Source organism: Ensifer canadensis (genome assembly GCF_017488845.2).
Lineage (GTDB): Bacteria > Pseudomonadota > Alphaproteobacteria > Rhizobiales > Rhizobiaceae > Ensifer > Ensifer canadensis.
In genome coordinates this window covers 478,923-497,559 of the sequence record NZ_CP083374.1, presented here as the reverse complement: position 1 = coordinate 497,559, position 18,637 = coordinate 478,923, and the positions used below count along the sequence as shown (strand labels likewise).

Annotated in this window: 15 protein-coding genes; 5 read left to right on the top strand and 10 right to left on the bottom strand. The window is 61.7% G+C overall.

The window, feature by feature from the left end; translation table 11 throughout:
- Position 1: 1 nt before the first annotated feature.
- The 10 genes from J3R84_RS35725 to J3R84_RS35680 form a co-directional block, all read right to left on the bottom strand.
- Positions 2-1,030: a four-carbon acid sugar kinase family protein gene (locus J3R84_RS35725; RefSeq protein WP_203527478.1), complete on the bottom strand. Its 1,029-nt coding sequence runs from the start codon at positions 1,028-1,030 to the stop codon at positions 2-4.
- A 293-nt stretch (positions 1,031-1,323) separates the two neighbouring features.
- A complete protein-coding gene (locus J3R84_RS35720; RefSeq protein ID WP_203527479.1) occupies positions 1,324-2,670 on the bottom strand; it encodes an adenylate/guanylate cyclase domain-containing protein in 1,347 nt (448 codons plus the stop codon).
- A 200-nt stretch (positions 2,671-2,870) separates the two neighbouring features.
- Positions 2,871-3,785, bottom strand: a complete 915-nt coding sequence (locus J3R84_RS35715; protein WP_025430374.1) for a LysR family transcriptional regulator — start codon at positions 3,783-3,785, stop codon at positions 2,871-2,873.
- Between the two features lie 70 nt (positions 3,786-3,855).
- Entirely contained in the window at positions 3,856-5,400 is a 1,545-nt protein-coding gene (locus tag J3R84_RS35710; protein ID WP_203527480.1) for an ABC transporter ATP-binding protein, read from the bottom strand.
- 5 nt (positions 5,401-5,405) lie between these two features.
- Positions 5,406-6,338 (bottom strand): ABC transporter permease, encoded by a 933-nt coding sequence (locus J3R84_RS35705; RefSeq protein ID WP_057221098.1) that lies wholly within the window; start codon positions 6,336-6,338, stop codon positions 5,406-5,408.
- Positions 6,339-6,388: 50 nt separating this feature from the next.
- The gene (locus J3R84_RS35700; RefSeq protein WP_057221097.1) at positions 6,389-7,483 is read right to left on the bottom strand and encodes an ABC transporter permease; all 1,095 of its coding nucleotides are present in this window, start codon (positions 7,481-7,483) and stop codon (positions 6,389-6,391) included.
- 76 nt (positions 7,484-7,559) lie between these two features.
- Complete coding sequence (locus J3R84_RS35695; protein WP_082523540.1) at positions 7,560-8,552, bottom strand: BMP family protein; 993 nt, start codon at positions 8,550-8,552, stop codon at positions 7,560-7,562.
- Positions 8,553-8,604: 52 nt separating this feature from the next.
- Positions 8,605-9,915: an amidohydrolase family protein gene (locus tag J3R84_RS35690; protein ID WP_255569795.1), complete on the bottom strand. Its 1,311-nt coding sequence runs from the start codon at positions 9,913-9,915 to the stop codon at positions 8,605-8,607.
- A 176-nt stretch (positions 9,916-10,091) separates the two neighbouring features.
- The gene (locus J3R84_RS35685; protein WP_203527482.1) at positions 10,092-10,892 is read right to left on the bottom strand and encodes an aldolase; all 801 of its coding nucleotides are present in this window, start codon (positions 10,890-10,892) and stop codon (positions 10,092-10,094) included.
- A 327-nt stretch (positions 10,893-11,219) separates the two neighbouring features.
- Entirely contained in the window at positions 11,220-12,116 is an 897-nt protein-coding gene (locus J3R84_RS35680) for a LysR substrate-binding domain-containing protein (protein WP_057207095.1), read from the bottom strand.
- 160 nt (positions 12,117-12,276) lie between these two features.
- Here J3R84_RS35680 and J3R84_RS35675 point away from each other — a divergent pair, with 160 nt between their 5' ends.
- From J3R84_RS35675 to J3R84_RS35655, 5 genes are all read left to right on the top strand, one after another.
- Entirely contained in the window at positions 12,277-13,668 is a 1,392-nt protein-coding gene (locus J3R84_RS35675) for a nucleobase:cation symporter-2 family protein (protein WP_057207097.1), read from the top strand.
- 73 nt (positions 13,669-13,741) lie between these two features.
- Positions 13,742-14,605, top strand: coding sequence for an FAD binding domain-containing protein (locus J3R84_RS35670; RefSeq protein WP_203527484.1), 864 nt, complete (start codon positions 13,742-13,744; stop codon positions 14,603-14,605).
- The gene (locus J3R84_RS35665) at positions 14,602-15,084 is read left to right on the top strand and encodes a (2Fe-2S)-binding protein (RefSeq protein WP_025430365.1); all 483 of its coding nucleotides are present in this window, start codon (positions 14,602-14,604) and stop codon (positions 15,082-15,084) included. Before J3R84_RS35670 ends, J3R84_RS35665 begins: the two co-directional genes overlap by 4 nt.
- Positions 15,081-17,387 carry a xanthine dehydrogenase family protein molybdopterin-binding subunit gene (locus J3R84_RS35660; protein ID WP_203527486.1) on the top strand — a complete coding sequence of 769 codons (2,307 nt, stop codon included), beginning with the start codon at positions 15,081-15,083 and terminating at the stop codon, positions 17,385-17,387. Before J3R84_RS35665 ends, J3R84_RS35660 begins: the two co-directional genes overlap by 4 nt.
- A 2-nt stretch (positions 17,388-17,389) precedes the next feature.
- The gene (locus J3R84_RS35655) at positions 17,390-18,517 is read left to right on the top strand and encodes a CobW family GTP-binding protein (RefSeq protein ID WP_373688509.1); all 1,128 of its coding nucleotides are present in this window, start codon (positions 17,390-17,392) and stop codon (positions 18,515-18,517) included.
- The last annotated feature ends 120 nt before the right edge of the window (positions 18,518-18,637 follow it).

Below are 18,637 nucleotides of genomic sequence, written 5' to 3'. Positions count from 1 at the left end.
GTCATCCCATGTCGCGGAGCATTCTGCCCGCAATCTCCCTCAGCGTCCCCGCGTGACCGAATCCTCCGGATTTCGCGATGATGCAATGTCCGTTGGCGAAGGCCAAGCCCAGACCTGGCATGCACTCACCCATTAGCCGGAAACGTTTAATCCCCATCTTGTCCAGCACGGCTTGTGCAGTGGCACCACCGGAAAGAAGCAACGTCGAGGCGGCCTGTGTCAAAGCTGGAAAGACGCTTTCCGCTAGAAGACGGGAGACTTCCTGGGAGGTAATTGCGACATCTCCGTCAACTGCCTGCACAAGAGTGATCAAGCTGCCATCCGAAGACGTGTCGCTCAGGCGGCCATTTGGTGCCGGCAGATAACGCGGCTCGAGCGTGGCACGCAATTCTTCAATCTGCGCTAGCGTGATCGGATCACGCGAGCCGATGACAAAAAGTCCGGGCCCTTCTGGGATCTCGGCAGCTAGCGCCTTTGCGTCGCCGGTCATTTGGCGTGCCAGTGCCTCGGCCAATCCGCGCGCACCGATCAGCAGGTCCACTCCCGATTCCTGGGCCGATTGAAGCGAGCGGCTCATTTCTTCCGCGGTCGCGATATCCGGGATCGTCATGTTCCCCGCGTGCCTGCCAAGTTTTTCGGCAATCGATATCGGCGTATCCACCCCAAAGCCCTGTACATGGCCGGCCCTTACCATCCGTCCGAAATCCGGAATGGCGGGAGCAACCAGCGCTGAGCGAAAAGGGATAATGTCGAGCTCGGCAGCGATGTGGCCCTTGAGGCGCGAGTCGATCTTCTTGAAAAGGCGCGAGCCCGGCGGCAACGCGGCAAGCGCCGCAGCAGTTGCTTGCTGCGCTGATACGACATCCATTTCCCGCGAGCCAATATTGACGGACATGACCTGCGGGTGCTCGCTCAACGCCCCGGGGATGGCTTCGACGGTAAGCGCAATCTCAGTATGCAGGCCCCTGCTGGCGAATGGGGCGGCTGCATCCAGGGCGCCGGTCAGATCATCGGCGACAATGGCCAGCATGAAACAAGCTCCAAGAATTTGTTGTTATCTTAATTCCTTCGTTTTTGATTGAAATGTCAAGGAGTTTTGGCTTGCTAATTACAAATAGTTCCTGATGGACCCGGCAGTTTGAAGGCCGTCGAGGAATGACGCGGTGACACGAAATCTAAAGCAGCGTTCGTCAGGTGATCGCGGTCCAGATGGAACCCAGATCAAGAATGCAGTGGCCGGCAGTGGCGCGTGCCAATCGATCTTTGGCGAGTCTTTGCCCGAACGATAGATGAGCTTGTCAGGACCACCGCGAGAGGGATTGACTATCCAATCCCGACGTCTGGCGCTGTAAACGGCGAGGACTGGAGGGAAGGCCTCTGGAGGGGTGTCTTTGCACCGCCGGCTACGGGGGAAGGGACACTGCTATCCACCTCGGTCTGCAAGTACCAGATGTCAATCGGCAACCGCCGGCCAGCGAGCGCAACCTCATTCTGTACCGTCCACAGTGCAGATGGCGCAGGTTTGCGCAATTGTTTGACCAGCGCCGATGAGACAACAAGCGGTGAGCCCAGAACCTTCGTAAGGGCTTCAAGTCGCTGGGCGACATTGACCGCATCTCCTATGACTGTGAATTCGCTATGACACCCGCTGTCCAGGACGCCACCGACGACGGAGCCATAGTGCAAGCCTATGCCAGCGCTTAGGGCAGGATACCCGCCAACCAAATTCTGGTGCTTCCAGTCATTCAACGCATCGACCAGGTCGAGAGCGCAAGCGAGCGCACGGTCTGCGTCATCCTTCATTGCTGTAGGTTGGCCGAACACGGCCATCACGCCGTCTCCGATGAACTTGTCGACGGTTCCGCCGTGGTCGAAAATGATCCCCGAAACGAGATGACGGTATTGAGCCAGCACCGCTGCCAATTGGCGAGCGGGTGCTGTCTCGGCAAAACTGGTGAAGTCACGCAGGTCGACAAACATGATCACGGCATTGCGCCGTTCGAGTTCGAGAGCCGAACTTCCTTCCTGAAGGTCGGCGACAACGAGTGGCGAGAAGAACCGCGACAGATTGAGGCGTCGCCTGTCTGCCAACAGAGCCTCCTTCCGCGTCTTATCGTGATCCTTGGCGAGGAGATAAATTGCAAAGGCGGTGAAGCCATAACTCACCGTCAGACCAAGATCCTGATTGAAAAAGTAAGCAACGAACGAGACAGCGTCAGCCGTGTGATGCCTGGCGCCGGTAACCGCGAGCATGCCGATCCAGGCAACAAGGACGATGCCTGAAAAGACAAGAACCAGCCGACGGTCAAGCTTGAGGCCAACATGATTGAGGAGAATGAAAGCGACGACGAGGCTGCTCGTCGTAACATTGTGGTTCTCTGTGACCGGGCCGCCAAGGATATGGGCATAGAGGATCAACGCGACCAGCAGTGCGTCAAGAACGACAAATAGCGTTTTCAGCCAGGATCGTCCGGGCAGGAAGCGGGCGCTCATCACAGATGCGATGCTGATAACCAGATAGCAAATAATGACGGCGAAATGGGTCCCTTCAGCCTCTGCACCCCCGCCCAGCAAGAGATTAGCGAGAAGTATGGCGAAGGCGACGAACCGCAGAAGGATTGAACGGGTTTCCCGCTCGAAGTCCCAGTCAGCGCTGAGTGAAGATCTCATGTTTTCCTCTGGACATGCGGGCAGGCTTCGGGACCTCTCACGGTCAGCCGAGCTCGCATGCTCTCGGTACCATGAAGGGTAACGCGACCCTTATGGGGCTTCCAACGATGGTAAGGTCAAGAGCTTGTGGGATCGCGCTAGGGGCTTTGCATCTGTCGTGCGCATGCATTGCATTGCGGGTTGGGAGACTTGCCGTGGTTTCAATCGCGGACAGAGGATCCAGTACGGTCAGCAGCCCAAGCGACGAAGGCCGCTTTGAGATGCTCGGCCGCGGGCGAAAGGCTGTGCTGGCGCCGCTGCAATAGCGAGACATCTCGCATCACGTCCGGTTCGATCAGGTCGATGGTCGTGACGTGTACGGCGGATGCGAGTTGGCTGGAATTCTCCGGCAGGACGGCGACGCCCATGCCGGCGGCGATCATGCTGATGGCGGTCGTTGAGAAGCGCACTTCGTACTTCGGCCGGAAATTCGGAGCGACGCGGATGAGGTTATGCTCAACGATGCTGCGCAATGGGTTGGCGGCGGCCAGCGTGATAAGCGATTCGTCTTTCATCTCCTCCCACCGCACGGACTTCCGTTTGGCGAAACGGTGGTCCTCCCGGCACACAAGCATCAGCTTGTCGCGCAAAAGCGGGGTGGCCGTGATCTCCGGATCCTCTTCAGACAGTGTGCCAACGGCGATGTCGACCTCGTTGCGCTTGAGCGCCGGGCTGATCGCCTCCTCGGGCATGTCGCGGATGCTGACGGAAATCTCCGGATACATGCGCAGGAACCGGGCGATGATCGGCGGCACGATGGTTGCGGCGAGCACGATGGCCGCAGCGACGGTGACCTGGCCGCGCTTCAGCGAGGCATTGTCGCGCACGTCGCCGACGGCGAGCTCCAGGTCCTTCAATATTTTGCGGGCCTGCGGCAGGAATTCCTGCCCGACGAGCGTCAGCGACACCATGCGCGTGTGGCGGTCGAACAGGCGCACACCGATTTCCGACTCCAGGTCCCGGATGAGGATGCTGACCGCCGACTGGGTGAGGTGAAGGTTCCTTGCGGCGATGTTGAACTGGCCGAGTTCGGCCACCGCGATGAAGGCCCTGAGTTGCCGCAGGGTTATATTCATGGACGCGACGCCCTCCTTCGAACATGCCGGTTGTGCGGTTTACATCAAACGATGGCGCGGCCTCTCCTGTCTAGCCCGCAGGTGTCGGTTGCTCAAGGCGATCCGCAGCTTTACCTGCCATCAGCAGTCCCAGCTCCTCGAGGCGAGAACGGTCCGGCGGCAGTTCCCCAAGGATTTCGCCGTGGCACATCACGAGGATCCGATCGCAGATCGCGAAGAGTTCTTCGAGTTCCGTCGAGATCAGCAGGATCGCTCTGCCGCTGTCGCGCTGCTTCAGCATCTCCTCCATGACGAATTCCATCGCGCCGATGTCGATGCCACGGGCGAGCTGGTTGACGAGAATAAAATCGGGATTGCGCGCCAGCTCACGCGCGACCACCAGCTTCTGCTGGTTGCCGCCGGAAAGGTCGCCGATCCGCTGGTTCTCATCGCGGGACTTGATGCGGAAGCGCTTGATGAGATCGCGGGTATGCGTGCCGATCGTGCGCCGATTGAGCATGCCGCGGGCGGCAAAGGGCGGTTGGTCGTATCGCTGGAGGATGGTGTTCTCGCTGAGCGAGAGCGAAAGCACGATGCCATGCTTGTGCCGATCTTCCGGGATGTGGGAAAACCCACAAGCATTGATGCGGGCGGGGTCCAGGCCGGTAATGTCCTTGCCGTTGAGTACGACGCGGCCCGAATCCACCGGCAACAGGCCCGCAAGCGCCAGTGACAATTCGCTCTGGCCGTTACCGGAAACGCCGGCGATGCCGACGATCTCGCCGGCGTGCACATCAAGGCTGATGCCGCGCACGGCCGGAAGCCCGGTTTCGCTACGACAGCTGAGGTTTTCGACCGACAGCACGAGCCGACCGGGGGCGGCAGCGTCGCGGACCAGCTCCATGCCAACGTCGCGCCCCACCATCATGCGGGCAAGGCCTCGCGCATCCGTGTCGTCGACGCCGACGGTATTGACCACGCGCCCGTCGCGCATGACGCTGATACGGTCGCTGACCCGCATCACCTCGTCGAGCTTGTGCGAGATGAAGACGACAGTCTTCCCGTCGGCGGCCAGGTCACGCATCAGGCCAAGCAGGCGGTCGGTCTCCTGCGGCGTCAGCACAGCGGTGGGCTCGTCGAGGATGAGGAGATCGATGCCGTTGAACAGAGCCTTCAGGATTTCGACGCGCTGCTGCTCGCCGACGGAGAGATCTTCGATGAGGGCGTCAGGGCGGACGTCGAGCGCATAGCGATCGCTGAGCTCGCGGATTTTCGCATGGATCTTGTCCATGTCGTTGATGATCCGGAACGCTGATCCCTGGCCGAGGATATAGTTTTCCGCGACGGTGAGGTTCGGCACGAGCATGAAGTGCTGGTGTACCATGCCGATGCGCTGGCGGATCGCCTCGCGCGGGCTGTTGAAGCGAACGGGCGCGCCTTTGTAGACGATCTCGCCCGCGTCGGGTCGCACCATGCCGCAGATCATACTCATCAGCACGCTCTTGCCGGCGCCGTTTTCACCGAGCAGCGCGTGGATCTCACCCTCCTCGATTTGCAGCGACACGCCGTCGCTGGCGATGATGGGGCCGAATCGCTTGTGGATATTATCGATGCGCAGGAATGGTTTGTGGGACATGTCCGTTACCTCATCTCGTAGGGCTGGCCGAGCTTGCTCGGCGCGGCGCCCTTGCCGCGAACCACGACCAGCGTGATGATCGTCATGATGTAGGGAAGGGCTTGCAGGACCTGGTAAGGCACCACGATTGACGCCTGTGCCTGGAGCATCAGTTGCAGGGCATAGAAGAGGCCAAACAGCAGCGAGACAAAGAAGGCCCCCATTGGCGACCACCTCGCAAAGACCACGACGGCAAGCGCGATGAAGCCGCGCCCGGAGGTGATGCCCTCGACGAACTGGTTGGAATGACCGAGCGTCAGGAATGCGCCGCCGAGACCTGCAAGACCTGTGCCGACCATCACTGCGGCGTACCGGTAGGTCGCGACGTTGCGGCCGGCGACGTCGACGGCCTTGGGGTGTTCACCCACAGCACGCAGTGTCAGTCCGAAGGAGGTTCGATTGAGCACGAGGGTGGCGAGGATTGCGACAAGGATCGTGCTGTAGACGATGAAGTTCTGCCGGAAGAAGGCTTCTCCCAGGAAGGGCAGATCGCTGAGCCAGGGGATATGGACCGGCTGGGCGATCTCGATGCCCTTGCCGGTCGAGACATAATAGGTGCGGAACAGGAAGGCGGTGAGGCCCATGCCAAGCAGGTTGAGTGCCGCGCCTACCACGATCTGGTCTGCCTTGATGGTAATTGTGAAGAAGGCGAAAACCAGCCCGAACAGCATGCCGCCGCCGACGCCGGCAAGAAGGCCGAGCGGGATGCTGCCGGTGGCGAAGGCGGCCGCGAAACCGCAGAACGCGCCGACCAGCATCGTGCCTTCCAACCCGATGTTGAGCACCCCCGCCCGTTCGGAAAAGACCTCACCGATCGAGGCGAAGATGAGGGGCGTCGCGAGCCTCCAGGCCGCGCCCATCAGCGCCGCGAGGAAGGTGAAAAACATCATGTCGTCCATGGTTGCGGACCTCTCTTGATCATCTTCATCCCTTGCGGGGAGCGGTTTGGCTAACGCAGGCTCGTCAGCACACCGCGGAACTTGGCGAAGGCCACGACTGACAGGATGACGATGCCCTGAATGACGAGGACGAGAACCTGCGGGACCTGCGATGTAATCTGGAGGACCTCAGAGCCGGACCGGAGCATCGCGAAGAGCCCGCCCGACAGGATCGCGGCCAGGGGATTGTTGTTGGCGAGCAACGCCACGGCGATGCCTTCGAAGCCGTAGCCCGGTGAGATGTTCTGATAGAGCCGGTGGGTGACACCCGCGACCTCGAAGGCGCCGGCAAGCCCGGCCATCGCGCCGCTGATACAGATGGCGATCATCACGTTGCGGCGGACGTCCATGCCTGCATAACGCGCCGCATCCGGGTTGAGGCCGACGACGCGCAAGGCAAAACCGCGGCTGCTGCGTTGCAGGAAAATATAGAGTGCGACCGCCAGCACGATGGCGACGAGGATACCGATATGGAGGCGCATGTCCGAGACGATGCGCGGCGTCCAGGCCTCGCGCACCAGCCGGGCCGATTGCGGATAGGCGGCGCTTGCGTCCCTCATCGGCCCGGTGACGAGATAGCTCGTCAGGATGAGGGCGATGTAGTTGAGCATGATCGTGGTGACGATCTCGCTCGCCTGGAAGCGTACCTTGAGATAGCCGGCGATGCCGGCCCAGGCGGCGCCGGCCAACGCGCCCGCCAGCATGACGAGCGGGGCATGGATCCAGACAGAGAGGCCATCGATGCTGGTGCCGACGAAGGTGGCGGCGATCGCACCGACATAAAGCTGCCCCTCAGCGCCGATGTTCCAGATGCTGCACCGGAAGGCGACACAAAGCCCTGCGCCGATCAGGATGAGCGGCGTCGCCTTCAGCAGGATTTCGCCGATCGAGCGCGCATCCTGGAAGGAGCCCATGATCATCACCGTAACCACGTCGGTCCCAGTGAAGCCGTTCAGCCACAAAAGCGCCGCGCCGAACGAAAGGGCGACAAGGACCGCGGCGATCGGGGTCGCAGCGCTGATAACCGCCTGCGAGAGCGTCCGGTAGAGAGCGTGGGCTGCTTGAGGATACACGTGATCACGCGCTCCCTGGTTTACCTGTTCCATGGATCGGTCCCGATAATGGTGTGGCATTGAAATGGTTCGCTGCGACCAGGCATGGCCGGTCGCAGCGAAAGGCCCGTCACTGAGTGTCTGTCTTGATCTCTCCGGCGGCGATCTTGGCGCTGATCGCTTTCACTTCAGCGCGGATGTCTTCCGGCACCGAGACTGGGCCGTCATCGCGGAAGGTGAAGGAGATGACCTTCGGGTCCTTCAGCCCGAAGACGACGTTTTGCGTGGGCGGGCTGCCGTCGTGAATAGAGCGCACAACTTCCACCACGCCCTGCGCATAATCGGCGACGTAGAGGCCGAGAATGTTGTTGGGCGCAACTTCGGTAAAGTCGCTGAAGATCGAGAAAGAGCGCACGTCCGGCCCGGATTCCGAAATCGCCTGGTAGCCGCCGACGGTGGCTCCCGAGGCGTTCGGCACGACGAAATCGGCACCCTGCGAGATCATGCTAAGCGCGGCCTCCTTGGCGGCCGTCGTATCGGTGAAGTTACCGATATAGGCCTCGCTGATCGGGAAGTCCGGGTTCACACTCCTGGCGCCGTTTTTAAAGCCGGCGAAGGCCTGCTGGATCGGTGGGATCTCCATGCCGCCGACGAGGCCCGCTTTTTGGCCCATCTTCGCGGCGATGACGCCCATAAGGTAGAAGGGCTGGCTCGTATCGGTGTTGAGGCCGATGACATTGCCTTCATGGATACTGCTCGACGAGATCAGGAAATAGGTGTCCGGATAATCGAGTGCGACTTCGAGTGCTGCGTCCTGGAATTCAAATCCGTGGCCCAGGATTACCTTGTAGCCCTGGCTCGCGTAGTCGCGAAAGGCCTTTTCGAAGGATGCCGGATTCTGTTGCAACTCGACATAGCTGATCTTGGCGCCGAGCTGGTCTTCAACGCCCTTCAGCGCATTGTAGCCGATCCGGTTCCATCCCTCTTCCGAAACGCTACCGGGCACGAGAAGGCCCATCTTGAAGTCTTCGGCATGCGCAATGTCCGGCCGGATCATTCCGGCGAGGGCCAATCCGAAAATGGACGCAAGCAGCGAGCGACGTGAAAATGCAGTTTTCTTCATTTCATTCCTCCCATTAGATTGTCGTTTCAATCCCCCCGGAGTCGCCGATCGGTTATGCGTCCTCCTTCAATCGGCTGTTTTCGACGCGCATGAGCGCGGTCGTCGTTTCTGAGACAAGGCGTCCCCTTGAGAAGACAAAGGCCTGATCCGGCCCGCCGGCAATCAGCGTGTCGGTGTCGAGGCAATCTGTGACCACGAAGTCGGCCCGGGCGCCTGCGCGCAGCCCATAGTCCTTGCCTAGCCCCATCAAACGGGCTGGCGCCGTGGTGATCATGCGGTGGGCCGCGGCAAGCTCGTCGCCGCGCAGGTGCCCCGCAAGCAGCGTCCAGCGGGCGATTTCGAGCATGTCGCCCGAGCCGGTCGGCACGAACGGATCCTGGATATTGTCCGAGGCCGTGGCGATTGTGATACCGGCGCGATGCAGTTCGGCGACCCGGGTCAGCCCGCGCGGCGGCAGCATCTCGTAATCACGCCCCTGCAGGTAGAGGTTTGCGGCCGGAAGGGTAACGACACCGACGTCGAGGGCAAGGATGCGCTCGACGATGCTTTCGAATTTCCGGCGAGGCAGGGCGCTCAAGACCGAGACATGGCTGAACACGGTGCGTCCTTGCATGCCGAAGCGCTCCACCCGGTCGAGGGCGGCATCAATGAGGTGGACACTGGCGTTGAGGTGCTCGTCGAGATGCAGATCAACCGGCTTGCCCGCCTTGACGGCGGCCGAAAACAGGATGTCGAGATAACGTGGCGGGTCCTCGGAAACGGCCGGCGTTCCGCCGACGGCATCGGCGAGCGCCACCGCGCCGTCGATGTTTTGGCCCAGCCAGTCGAAGTCCTGGCCCGGGTGCGGCGTCATGAACGCAACGAGCTGGAGGGTGATGCGGTCTTTCGCGCCATCGCGGATGCCCGCCAGCGTCTCGATGCCGTCGAAACCGGCATCCTTGTCGACGTTGATATGGCTGCGAATGGCCGTCGTGCCGCGGGACAGGCATCGCTCAACCGTGCGCGTTGCCCGCTTGTAAATGTCGTCGGGACCGGCGGTGCGGGCATACTTGGCAAAAGCCTCGCGGGCGCCCTGGAGCGTTCCTGATGGATTGGGCGTGAACCGCAGCACGCCGGTCTTGTCGAGATGCTGGTGCGCATCGACGAAGCCCGGCGAAACCAGCATACCGCTGATGTCGACGCAGGCGCTGCAAGAGATCGTGTTGAGAAAGGGTTCGACGACAACGAACCGCCCGTCGGCGCCCACGATGATGTCGCTGATCGATTGCGTGCCATCGTCATGGATGATGGTGCCGCCAGTGAGCGCAAAGGACTGACCGGCGGCCAGGTTTGCGAGCGACGCAATTGAATTGTCCCGTGCCATTCGTCCCCACCTTTTTGTTGTGAGGCGAAACTAAACACGCACCGTTAATTTAAACAAATTCATTATTTCAATGTTTTAATGAATAATTCGTAACAATCGGGGGCGCCTTGCCCGTTCGCTTCGCGGTCGGGGTCGCACGCCCATCTATCCAGGCCAAGACGTGCGACGTCCGATGTTCAATGTCGATATTGCGGTTCTTCCGCGTTGAGCTGTCGACGGATGGCGGCGAGATGCGCACGCGCGGAGGCGGCATCTCCCTCCCGTATCTGCCGATAAGCGGCTTCAGCGATTGCCGGATCGACGGGGCAGACCGTGCGGCCCGTGGACATCGCAAGGACCTGCGCTTGCGCCGCCCGTTCGAGGTAGTAAAGGTCATCCCAGGCCTCGGCGATGGTCGGTGCGAGCACCAGCACGCCGTGATGTTTCATGAACAGGATGTCCGCATCGCCCAATGTTCCGGCAATGCGAGCGCCTTCGCGGTGATCGAGCGCAAGGCCGTTGTAATTTTCGTCGACGGCGGTGCGGCCATAAAACTTCAATGCCGTCTGCCCCGCCCAGATCAGCGGCGGACCGTCCGTCATCGACAGAGCCGTCGCATAGGGCATGTGCGTGTGGAAGACGACCTTGGCGCGCGGCAGGCGCCGGTGGATCTCGGCGTGGATGTAGAAGGCCGTAGCCTCCGGCTCGCCTTCACCCTCGACGACGGTGCCATTTAGATCGCAGATCAAGAGTTTCGAGGCGGTCAGCTCGCGGAAGGCGTAGCCATAGGGGTTGACGATGAAGAGATCGTCGTGCCCCGGGACAACTGCAGAAAAGTGGTTGCAGATGCCTTCCTCAAACCCATTGCGCGCCGCCATGCGGAAACAGGCGGCGAGCTCTTCCCTGGCGGTTCGGATGGTGTCTGTGGAAAGGTCGGGGCGGTTCGGTCGGCCGGAGGCCTCAGAATGGTCGGCACGGTCTTTCAGGGAGTGGGCCATGGGTGCTCCTGATCTGGTGTGGCTGGGAGCGGCGGCTGGCCGGGGCACGATGGTGCGCCGGACACCGCGCGCAGAAAAAGACCACAAGGCCCTCTGCGCCCTGCCTGCCCGCGCAATACGCAGTCCAGCAGCGATACCAGATAGCGCTGAATATTTTGTCCGGTCAACCACGGTACTTGCGCCGCGCCAGATGATGAATTGCTGCTTACTCCAATGGATTTGCTTCAAGCATGTCGCGCAAAAGTGTGCAGCGGTTTTGCGATAACGACATGCGCAAAAACAAGAGCCTAAAGCGCAGAAAGCGAATCTGAAAGATCGCGACGCGCTTTAGTGCACGGCCTTCAGAAGGAAGTCGCGGAAGCGTCGGGCGGCAGGCGAGAGCGAGCGGGCCTGTTTCTGGATGAGGCTGACTTCGCGCCGGATGAGTGGTTCGGTTGGCGTGCGCACGATCAGCCCCATCGATGTCGCCAGCCGCACGACCGCCGAGGTCATGATCGCGACGCCGAGGCCGGCTTCGACCATGCCGATAATGGTCAACGGCAGCGCCACCTCCTGCATCGTCTTGTCGAGCGGCAGCACGATGCCGTTACGCGCCAACTCGCTTTCCAGACGGTCGCGAATGGGGTTGCCGCGTTGCGGGCCGATCAGCTTGCGCTCGGCAAGGTCGGTCCAGCGAAGCTCCGGGAGTTTCACCAGCGCATCGTCGCAATGCAGTACCACCAGGAATTCGTCAGTCGTCAGCCGGGTGCCGACCAGGTCGGTGTCTTCCTCCGGCACCGTGCCGACGCCGAGGTCGGCAGTTCCGTTGGCGACATAGTCCAGTACCGCCTTTTCGGCAACGTCATGCAGGGCGACGGTGATTTCGGGGTAGAGCTTGCTGAAGGCATTGATCAGCGGGGGCAGCAGCAGCGCGGCCTGCACGGTACCCGCCGCAATCGAGACCTTGCCCCGTCGAAGCGCGTTCAGCTCCCGCGAGCTTTCCACCATGCCCTCGATGTCCGCCACGGCGCGCGACGCGACCGGCAGGATGTCGATGCCGGCCTGGGTGAGGCGCAGGAGACGGGTATGTCGGTCGAAGAGGCGGAGATTGAGATTGGTTTCCAGTTGCCGCACCAACGTGCTGACGGCCGACTGTGATGAGCCAAGCTTGTCGGCGGCCAGCGTGAACTGCCCGAGATTGGCCACCGTGACGAAAGCCCGAAGCTGCTTCAGCGTAATGTCCATGCCGCCTCATTCATTCAGTTACTAGATGAATAAATATAATTATGCCGATTGTTTGCTGATTTGGCCAGCCGCATGATCCTCCTCGTACGGCGTGCGGTGACATAACCACGAGGCCACGAAGCCCCACCGCGCCGGAAGCTATTCGCTGGGAGGAAAGCGAATGTCCAATCCTGCAACGACGGATCCCGTCGAAAAGATGTATCCGATCCCGAGCCTTTTTGCTCTGGGCCTGCAACACGTTCTCGTCATGTATGCCGGCGCAGTTGCCGTGCCGCTCATCATCGGCAGCGCCTTGCATCTGCCGAAGGAACAGATCGCCATGCTGGTCAGCGCAGACCTGTTCTGTTGCGGTCTGGTAACCATCATCCAGGCTGTCGGCATCGGCAATGTCGGCATTCGCCTGCCGATCATGATGGGCATCGCTTTTACCGCGGTTCCCTCGATCATCGCGACGGGTACCAACCCGGAGCTCGGAATGCCCGGCGTCATCGGCGCCGTGATTGGATCCGGCGTCTTCACGCTTCTGGCAGCACCCTATTTCGGTCGATGGGTGCGGTTCTTCCCGCCGATCGTCACCGGAACGGTCATGCTGATCATCGGGCTGTCGCTGATGCGCGTCGGCGTGAACTGGGCGGCCGGCGGGCAGCCGATGATCAAGGGGCCGGACGGAATGATCCCCAACCCGGCCTACGGTGCGCCTTTCGCGCTAGCCGTCGCAACGATCGTGCTCGTCGCGATCCTGCTCATGACGCGGTATCTCAAGGGCTTCCTGTCCAATCTCGCCGTGCTGCTCGGCATCGGCGTCGGTTTCGCCATCGCGATTGCCGCCGGCAAGGTCAGCTTCAGCGGTGTGGGGGATGCCGATTGGGTCCGGATCATTCATCCGCTCGCATTCGGCTGGCCAATATTCGAGTTCTGGTCGATCTTCTCGCTCTGTGCGGTCATGACGGTGATGATGGTCGAATCGACCGGGCAGATCCTTGCGGTCGGCGACATGACGGGCCGCAAGATTTCCCAGGCGGATCTGGCGCGCGGCCTGAGGACAGATGGTGTCGGCAACATCATCGGCGGCATCCTCAACACCTTCACCTATACGACCTACGCGCAGAATGTCGGCTTGTTGCAGATCACCGGCGTCATGAGCCGCTGGGTGGTGGCGACGGGCGGCGTCATCCTGATCCTGCTCGGCTCGCTGCCCAAGGTCGCCTTCATCAGCGCATCCATCCCGAGTTATGTGGTGGGCGGTGCGGCTATCGTGATGTTCGGCATGGTTTCGGCCACCGGCGTCAAGATCCTGAGCAAGGTGGATTTCACCAACAACCGGCGCAATCTCTATATCGTGGCGGTCAGCGTCGGTCTCGCCATGGTGCCCGTGGTCGCCGACAAGATCTTCGACCAGCTGCCGCAGGCGCTCGAAAAGTTCCTGCATAGCGGTGTTCTCGTCGGCACCTTTGCCGCGGCACTTCTCAACATCCTCTTCAACGGCATTCCCGCCAAGGAGCCGGAGGAGCCTGAACTTAAGAACGCTGCGCCCGCGCCCGACGCGATTTGAAGAGCACCCGACACATGTCCGGCGGCATCGCGTCGCCGGAACCCCGCCGGAACCCCGAACGAAGGGAAATCCCATGAGACGCTTTGAATACCATCGGGCGGAAACGCTGGAGCATGCCGCTCGTCTACTCGCCGAGCTCGGCGACGACAGCTTTTTGTTCGCCGGCGGTACGGACCTTCTGGTTGAGATCAGGGAGAGGCTGCGGCGCGTGCGCAATGTCGTCGATATCAAGCATATCCCCGGCCTTTCCGAAATCACCTATGACGAAACGCGGGGCCTGACCTTCGGCGCGCTGGTGACGGTCGGTCGCCTCGAGCGTCTGCCGTTGGTGGGCGCGCGCTATCCGAACCTTAGGGCCGCGTTCGCTTCGCTGGGCTCCATCCAGGTGCGCAACCGCGCCACTGTTGTCGGCAATATCTGTCGCGCCTCACCCTCGGCAGATACGATTCCGCCGCTAATCGCCGACGGGGCCTTCGTGCACATCTACAGCCGCACGAACATGCGTGTGATCCCGCTTTCGGAATTTTTTACAGGCCCTGGCAAGAGCGTGCTCGCCAAGGGCGAGATCGTCACCGGCATTACCGTGCCGCCGGCGCTCGAAAACAGCGGCAAGGCCTATCTGAAACACGGCCGCCGAAAAGCGATGGAGCTCTCCACGGTCGGCGTCGCCGTCAGCCTGACCATGGAGGATGGCGTGTGCAACGACATCCGCATCGCGCTTGGTGCCGTGGGTGCAACGGTACTGCGTGCGCGACAGGCCGAAAGCGTGCTGCGCGGCACGGCGCTCGACGCTGCAACAGTCAAGAGTGCCGCCGCGAAGGCGATGGAGGAGTGCACGCCGATCAGCAATGTGCGCGCCAGCGCCGATTACCGCCGCGACATGGTCGGCGTGCTGACCGGCCGCGCCATCAAACAGGCATTGGAGGCTTTCGCATGAAACGGATCGTCGAACTCACCATCAACGGCGAGCCGCGCGACATGGCGGTTGATCCCTGCCGCTCGCTCCTGGACGCGCTTCGCGACGACGTCGGTCTCACCGGCACCAAGAAGGGCTGCGACGTCGGCGACTGTGGCGCCTGCACCGTGCTCGTAGACGGCGAGCCGGTCAACGCCTGCTTGATGCTTGCCGTCGAAGCGGAGGGCCGCGCGATCGAGACGGTCGAGGGGCTTCAGCCGGGCGTCGATACGCTGCATCCCCTGCAGGATGCCTTCATGCGGCACGGAGCCTCGCAATGCGGCTTCTGCACACCGGGCATCCTGATGATGGCCAAGAAGCTGCTCGACGACAATCCGCGGCCCACCGACGAAGACATACGCTTCGGGCTCAGCGGCAATATCTGCCGCTGCACCGGCTACACCAAGATTTTCGACGCGATCAAATCCGCCGCGCGCGAGATGGAGGCAGCAAGATCATGAACATGACGACCCCAATCGAAAAGCGCGACTTCAAGATCGTCGGCAAGAGTGTTCGCCGCGACGACGTGCTCGAAAAAGTGACGGGCGAGGCGCAGTATACCGGCGACGTCAAACTGCCCGGCATGCTGCACGGCAAGATCAAGCGTGCGGCAATCGCCCATGCTCGCATCAAGAGCATCGATATCAGCAAGGCGCTCGCCTATCCCGGTGTCAAGGCGGTGTTGACGCATGAGACCGTGCCGCGCGTTCTGCATTACGGCTCGCCACACCCGCGTTCGGCCTCCTGCACCAAGGACCAGTATATCCTCGACGACCGTGTGCGGTTCTGGGGCGAGGGCGTCGCCGCCGTCGCCGCGATCAGCGAGGAGATCGCTGACGAGGCGCTGGACCTGATCGAAGTCGAATACGAGCCGTTGCCGGCGGTGTTCGAGCCAGAGGAGGCCGCACAGCCTGGCGCGCCACTGATCCACGAGGTCGGGCCTGGCGGTAACCTGGTGCTCGATCCGGTGCGCGTCAGCCGCGGCGATGTGGAAGCCGGTTTTGCCGAGGCGGATTTCGTGCTCGAAGGCGTCTTTTCCGGCGGGCGACCACATCCGGCCTACATGGAGCCCAATGTCTGCATTGCCGACTGGGACGGTTCGAACAAGCTCACCTTCTGGACCTCGACGCAGACCTCGTTCATGGTGCGCGGCATTCTTGCCGAAGTCCTCGGCCTGCCGCTCACCAAGGTGCGCGTCATCGTCGACCATATGGGCGGCGGCTTCGGCGCCAAGCAGGACCTCTTCCAGCACGAATTCCTCTGCGCGCTGCTCGCCAAGGAAACGCGCAGGCCGGTGAAGATGGAATTTACCCGGCACGAGACCTTCGTTGCCGGCCGCGCCCGCCATCCCTGCAAGATCTGGCTGAAACAGGGTTTCCGTAACGACGGCACCATCGTTGCGCGCGACATGAAGCTCGTCTACGACTCCGGCGCCTACGGCTCGCACGGGCCGGGAGTGACAATCGTCGGCACCACTGCTGCCACCTCGCTCTATCGCTGCGAGAATGTGCGGCTGGAGGGACGTTGCGTCTACACCAACACGCCGATCAACGGCGCCTTTCGCGGCTATGGCGTTGTGCAGAGCTATTATGCGCTCGACATCCAGATGGACGAGGCGGCCGAGCGTCTGGGCCTGGACCCGGCCGAGCTGAAGCTGAAAAACGCGGTGCGTGCGGGCGACATTGCGCCCTCCGGCCACCCGATCATCGGCCACGGGCTGGAAATGTGCATCAAGCACGGCGTCGACGTGGTCGACTGGAAAGCATTGCGCAATCGCGACCGCACGCCGGACCCGAAGCGCCCGCACATCCGCAAGGGCTGGGGCATCGGTTGCGAGATGCACGGGTCGTCTGCATACCCGGGCATCAAGGAACAGGGCAATGCCACCGTGAAGGTCAACGAGGACGGGACCGTGACCCTCCTGACCGGCGCTGCAGGCCTTGGCACCGGTGCCCATACCGCGCTGGCACAGATTGTCGCGGAGGAACTTGGCGTGCGCTTCGAGGATGTCGGCATCATCCACGGCGATACCGACGTGGTGCCGTGGGATATCGGCGCGTTTGCCAGTCACACGACCTATCTCGTCGGCACAGCTGCGAAGATGGCCGCCAGCAAGGTCCGCGCTGCTGTTCTGGAGCGGGCGGCAATGAAGCTGCAGGTTTTGCCCGCCGACGTCGATCTCAGTGAAGGTAAGGTCTTCCCGATCACGGATCCCACCAGCGTTATGACAGTGGCCGAGGCGATGGGTCCCTCGCGCGGCATTCCTGCAGCCAATATCGTTGCAAACGGTACCTATGAGCCGACCAAATCCTACTCCTTCGCCGCGCATTTCACCGAAGTGGACGTGGATACCGATACTGGCATCGTCGAGGTCAAACGTGTCGTGCCGGTGCATGACGTCGGTCGCGTCATCCACCCCATCGCCGCGCAAGGTCAGATCGAGGGCGGCATCCAGCAGGGTATCGGCCATACGCTCACTGAGGACTACGTGATCGACAAGACGACCGGCCGGTCCCTTAACGCCGGCCTCGTCGACTACAAGATGCCGCTGTCGATGGACATGCCGGAGATCGAGACGATCATCCTCGAGGCGGCCCCTGATCCGGGCGGCCCGTGGGGGGCAAAGGGCGTCGGCGAGGACCCGATCATCGCGATCGGTCCGGCCATCGCCAACGCCATCCATGACGCCATCGGCGTTCGCTTCCGCCACTATCCGATCACTCCGGAAGACATCCTGAAAGCCTTGAGGGAGAAGGGCGCATGAACATCCATATCGAAGCTGCGAACCAGCAGAAGCTCCCGATCACGATCCTGACAGGGTTCCTGGGATCGGGAAAGACGACGCTGCTCAACTACATCCTCACCGAACGGCACGGCCACCGCATCGCGGTGATCGAGAACGAATTCGGCGAGGTGGACGTCGACAGTGACCTGGTGCTTGCCTCGGACGAGGAAATTTTCCAGATGCAGAACGGCTGCATCTGCTGCTTCGTCGACGTGCGCAACGACCTGATCGACGTGATGAAGAAGCTCCTCAGCCACAAGGACAAGTTCGACCACATCATCGTCGAAACCTCCGGACTTGCCGATCCGACGCCTGTGGCCACCGCCTTCTTCGTTGACCGCACCGTCGCCGACGAGGTGGAGCTGGATGCGGTGGTGACGCTGGTGGATGCCAAACATATCGACCAGCACCTCTACGATCCGGTGCTGGACGGCAGCGACAACCAGGCGGTCAACCAGATTGTCGCGGCCGATCGGATCATCGTCAACAAGATCGACCTTGCCGGCGAAGAGGCGCTTGGTTCGCTGGAGGGCTCGCTGCGCAAGCTCAACCAGACGGCGCCGATCCTGCGGTCGAGCTACGGCGTCGTCGAACTCTCCAACATCCTCGGCATCAACGGCTTCCGGCCGTCCTATGTGCGCGAGCGTGCGGAAATCCTCGACATCGACCTGGACGAAGACCACGACGCGCATCACCACATCCACGCGGACTGCCACGATCCAGCCTGCGACCACCCCGACCATGACCACCACCACCACCACCATGATCATGGCCATGCGCACGAGCCCGTTCGCCGCCCGCACCAGCACGACGCGACGGTGAAATCCCATTCCTTCGTCTATCCGGACCCCTTCGACCGCGAAAAGCTTGCGACCTTTCTGAAGGGCTATCTCGGTGCGCACGGCGACGACATCTTCCGCACCAAGGGCATCGTTTCGGTCGCCGATGATGATCGCTTCTTCGTCCTCCAGGCGGTGCACAAGCTGGTCGATTTCCGCCCGGACCACGCATGGGGCGAGGACAAGCGGAAGTCGAAATTCGTCTTCATCGGCCGCAATCTCGACCGTGACGGCATAGACAGAAACTTGCGTGCATGCCTGGCGATCTAGCGGCACTTCTCCCGCCGCGAACACCGCTTGCGCAAGTCCCTCTGTCTGAACCGCCCGCGCGCCCTCCAGCGCGCGGGCGGTCGCTGCCGTTGTCGAAAAAATCATTTAAAAACAATATGT

What these genes read in the sequence shown, in the direction of transcription:
- J3R84_RS35685 (WP_203527482.1), bottom strand. Translation starts at nt 10,892, where the DNA reads ATGGCCCACTCCCTGAAAGACCGTGCCGACCATTCTGAGGCCTCCGGC.
- J3R84_RS35670 (WP_203527484.1), top strand. Translation starts at nt 13,742, where the DNA reads ATGAGACGCTTTGAATACCATCGGGCGGAAACGCTGGAGCATGCCGCT.
- J3R84_RS35715 (WP_025430374.1), bottom strand. Translation starts at nt 3,785, where the DNA reads ATGAATATAACCCTGCGGCAACTCAGGGCCTTCATCGCGGTGGCCGAA.
- J3R84_RS35665 (WP_025430365.1), top strand. Translation starts at nt 14,602, where the DNA reads ATGAAACGGATCGTCGAACTCACCATCAACGGCGAGCCGCGCGACATG.
- J3R84_RS35705 (WP_057221098.1), bottom strand. Translation starts at nt 6,338, where the DNA reads ATGGACGACATGATGTTTTTCACCTTCCTCGCGGCGCTGATGGGCGCG.
- J3R84_RS35660 (WP_203527486.1), top strand. Translation starts at nt 15,081, where the DNA reads ATGAACATGACGACCCCAATCGAAAAGCGCGACTTCAAGATCGTCGGC.
- J3R84_RS35695 (WP_082523540.1), bottom strand. Translation starts at nt 8,552, where the DNA reads ATGAAGAAAACTGCATTTTCACGTCGCTCGCTGCTTGCGTCCATTTTC.
- J3R84_RS35675 (WP_057207097.1), top strand. Translation starts at nt 12,277, where the DNA reads ATGTCCAATCCTGCAACGACGGATCCCGTCGAAAAGATGTATCCGATC.
- J3R84_RS35690 (WP_255569795.1), bottom strand. Translation starts at nt 9,915, where the DNA reads ATGGCACGGGACAATTCAATTGCGTCGCTCGCAAACCTGGCCGCCGGT.
- J3R84_RS35710 (WP_203527480.1), bottom strand. Translation starts at nt 5,400, where the DNA reads ATGTCCCACAAACCATTCCTGCGCATCGATAATATCCACAAGCGATTC.
- J3R84_RS35680 (WP_057207095.1), bottom strand. Translation starts at nt 12,116, where the DNA reads ATGGACATTACGCTGAAGCAGCTTCGGGCTTTCGTCACGGTGGCCAAT.
- J3R84_RS35725 (WP_203527478.1), bottom strand. Translation starts at nt 1,030, where the DNA reads ATGCTGGCCATTGTCGCCGATGATCTGACCGGCGCCCTGGATGCAGCC.
- J3R84_RS35700 (WP_057221097.1), bottom strand. Translation starts at nt 7,483, where the DNA reads ATGGAACAGGTAAACCAGGGAGCGCGTGATCACGTGTATCCTCAAGCA.
- J3R84_RS35720 (WP_203527479.1), bottom strand. Translation starts at nt 2,670, where the DNA reads ATGAGATCTTCACTCAGCGCTGACTGGGACTTCGAGCGGGAAACCCGT.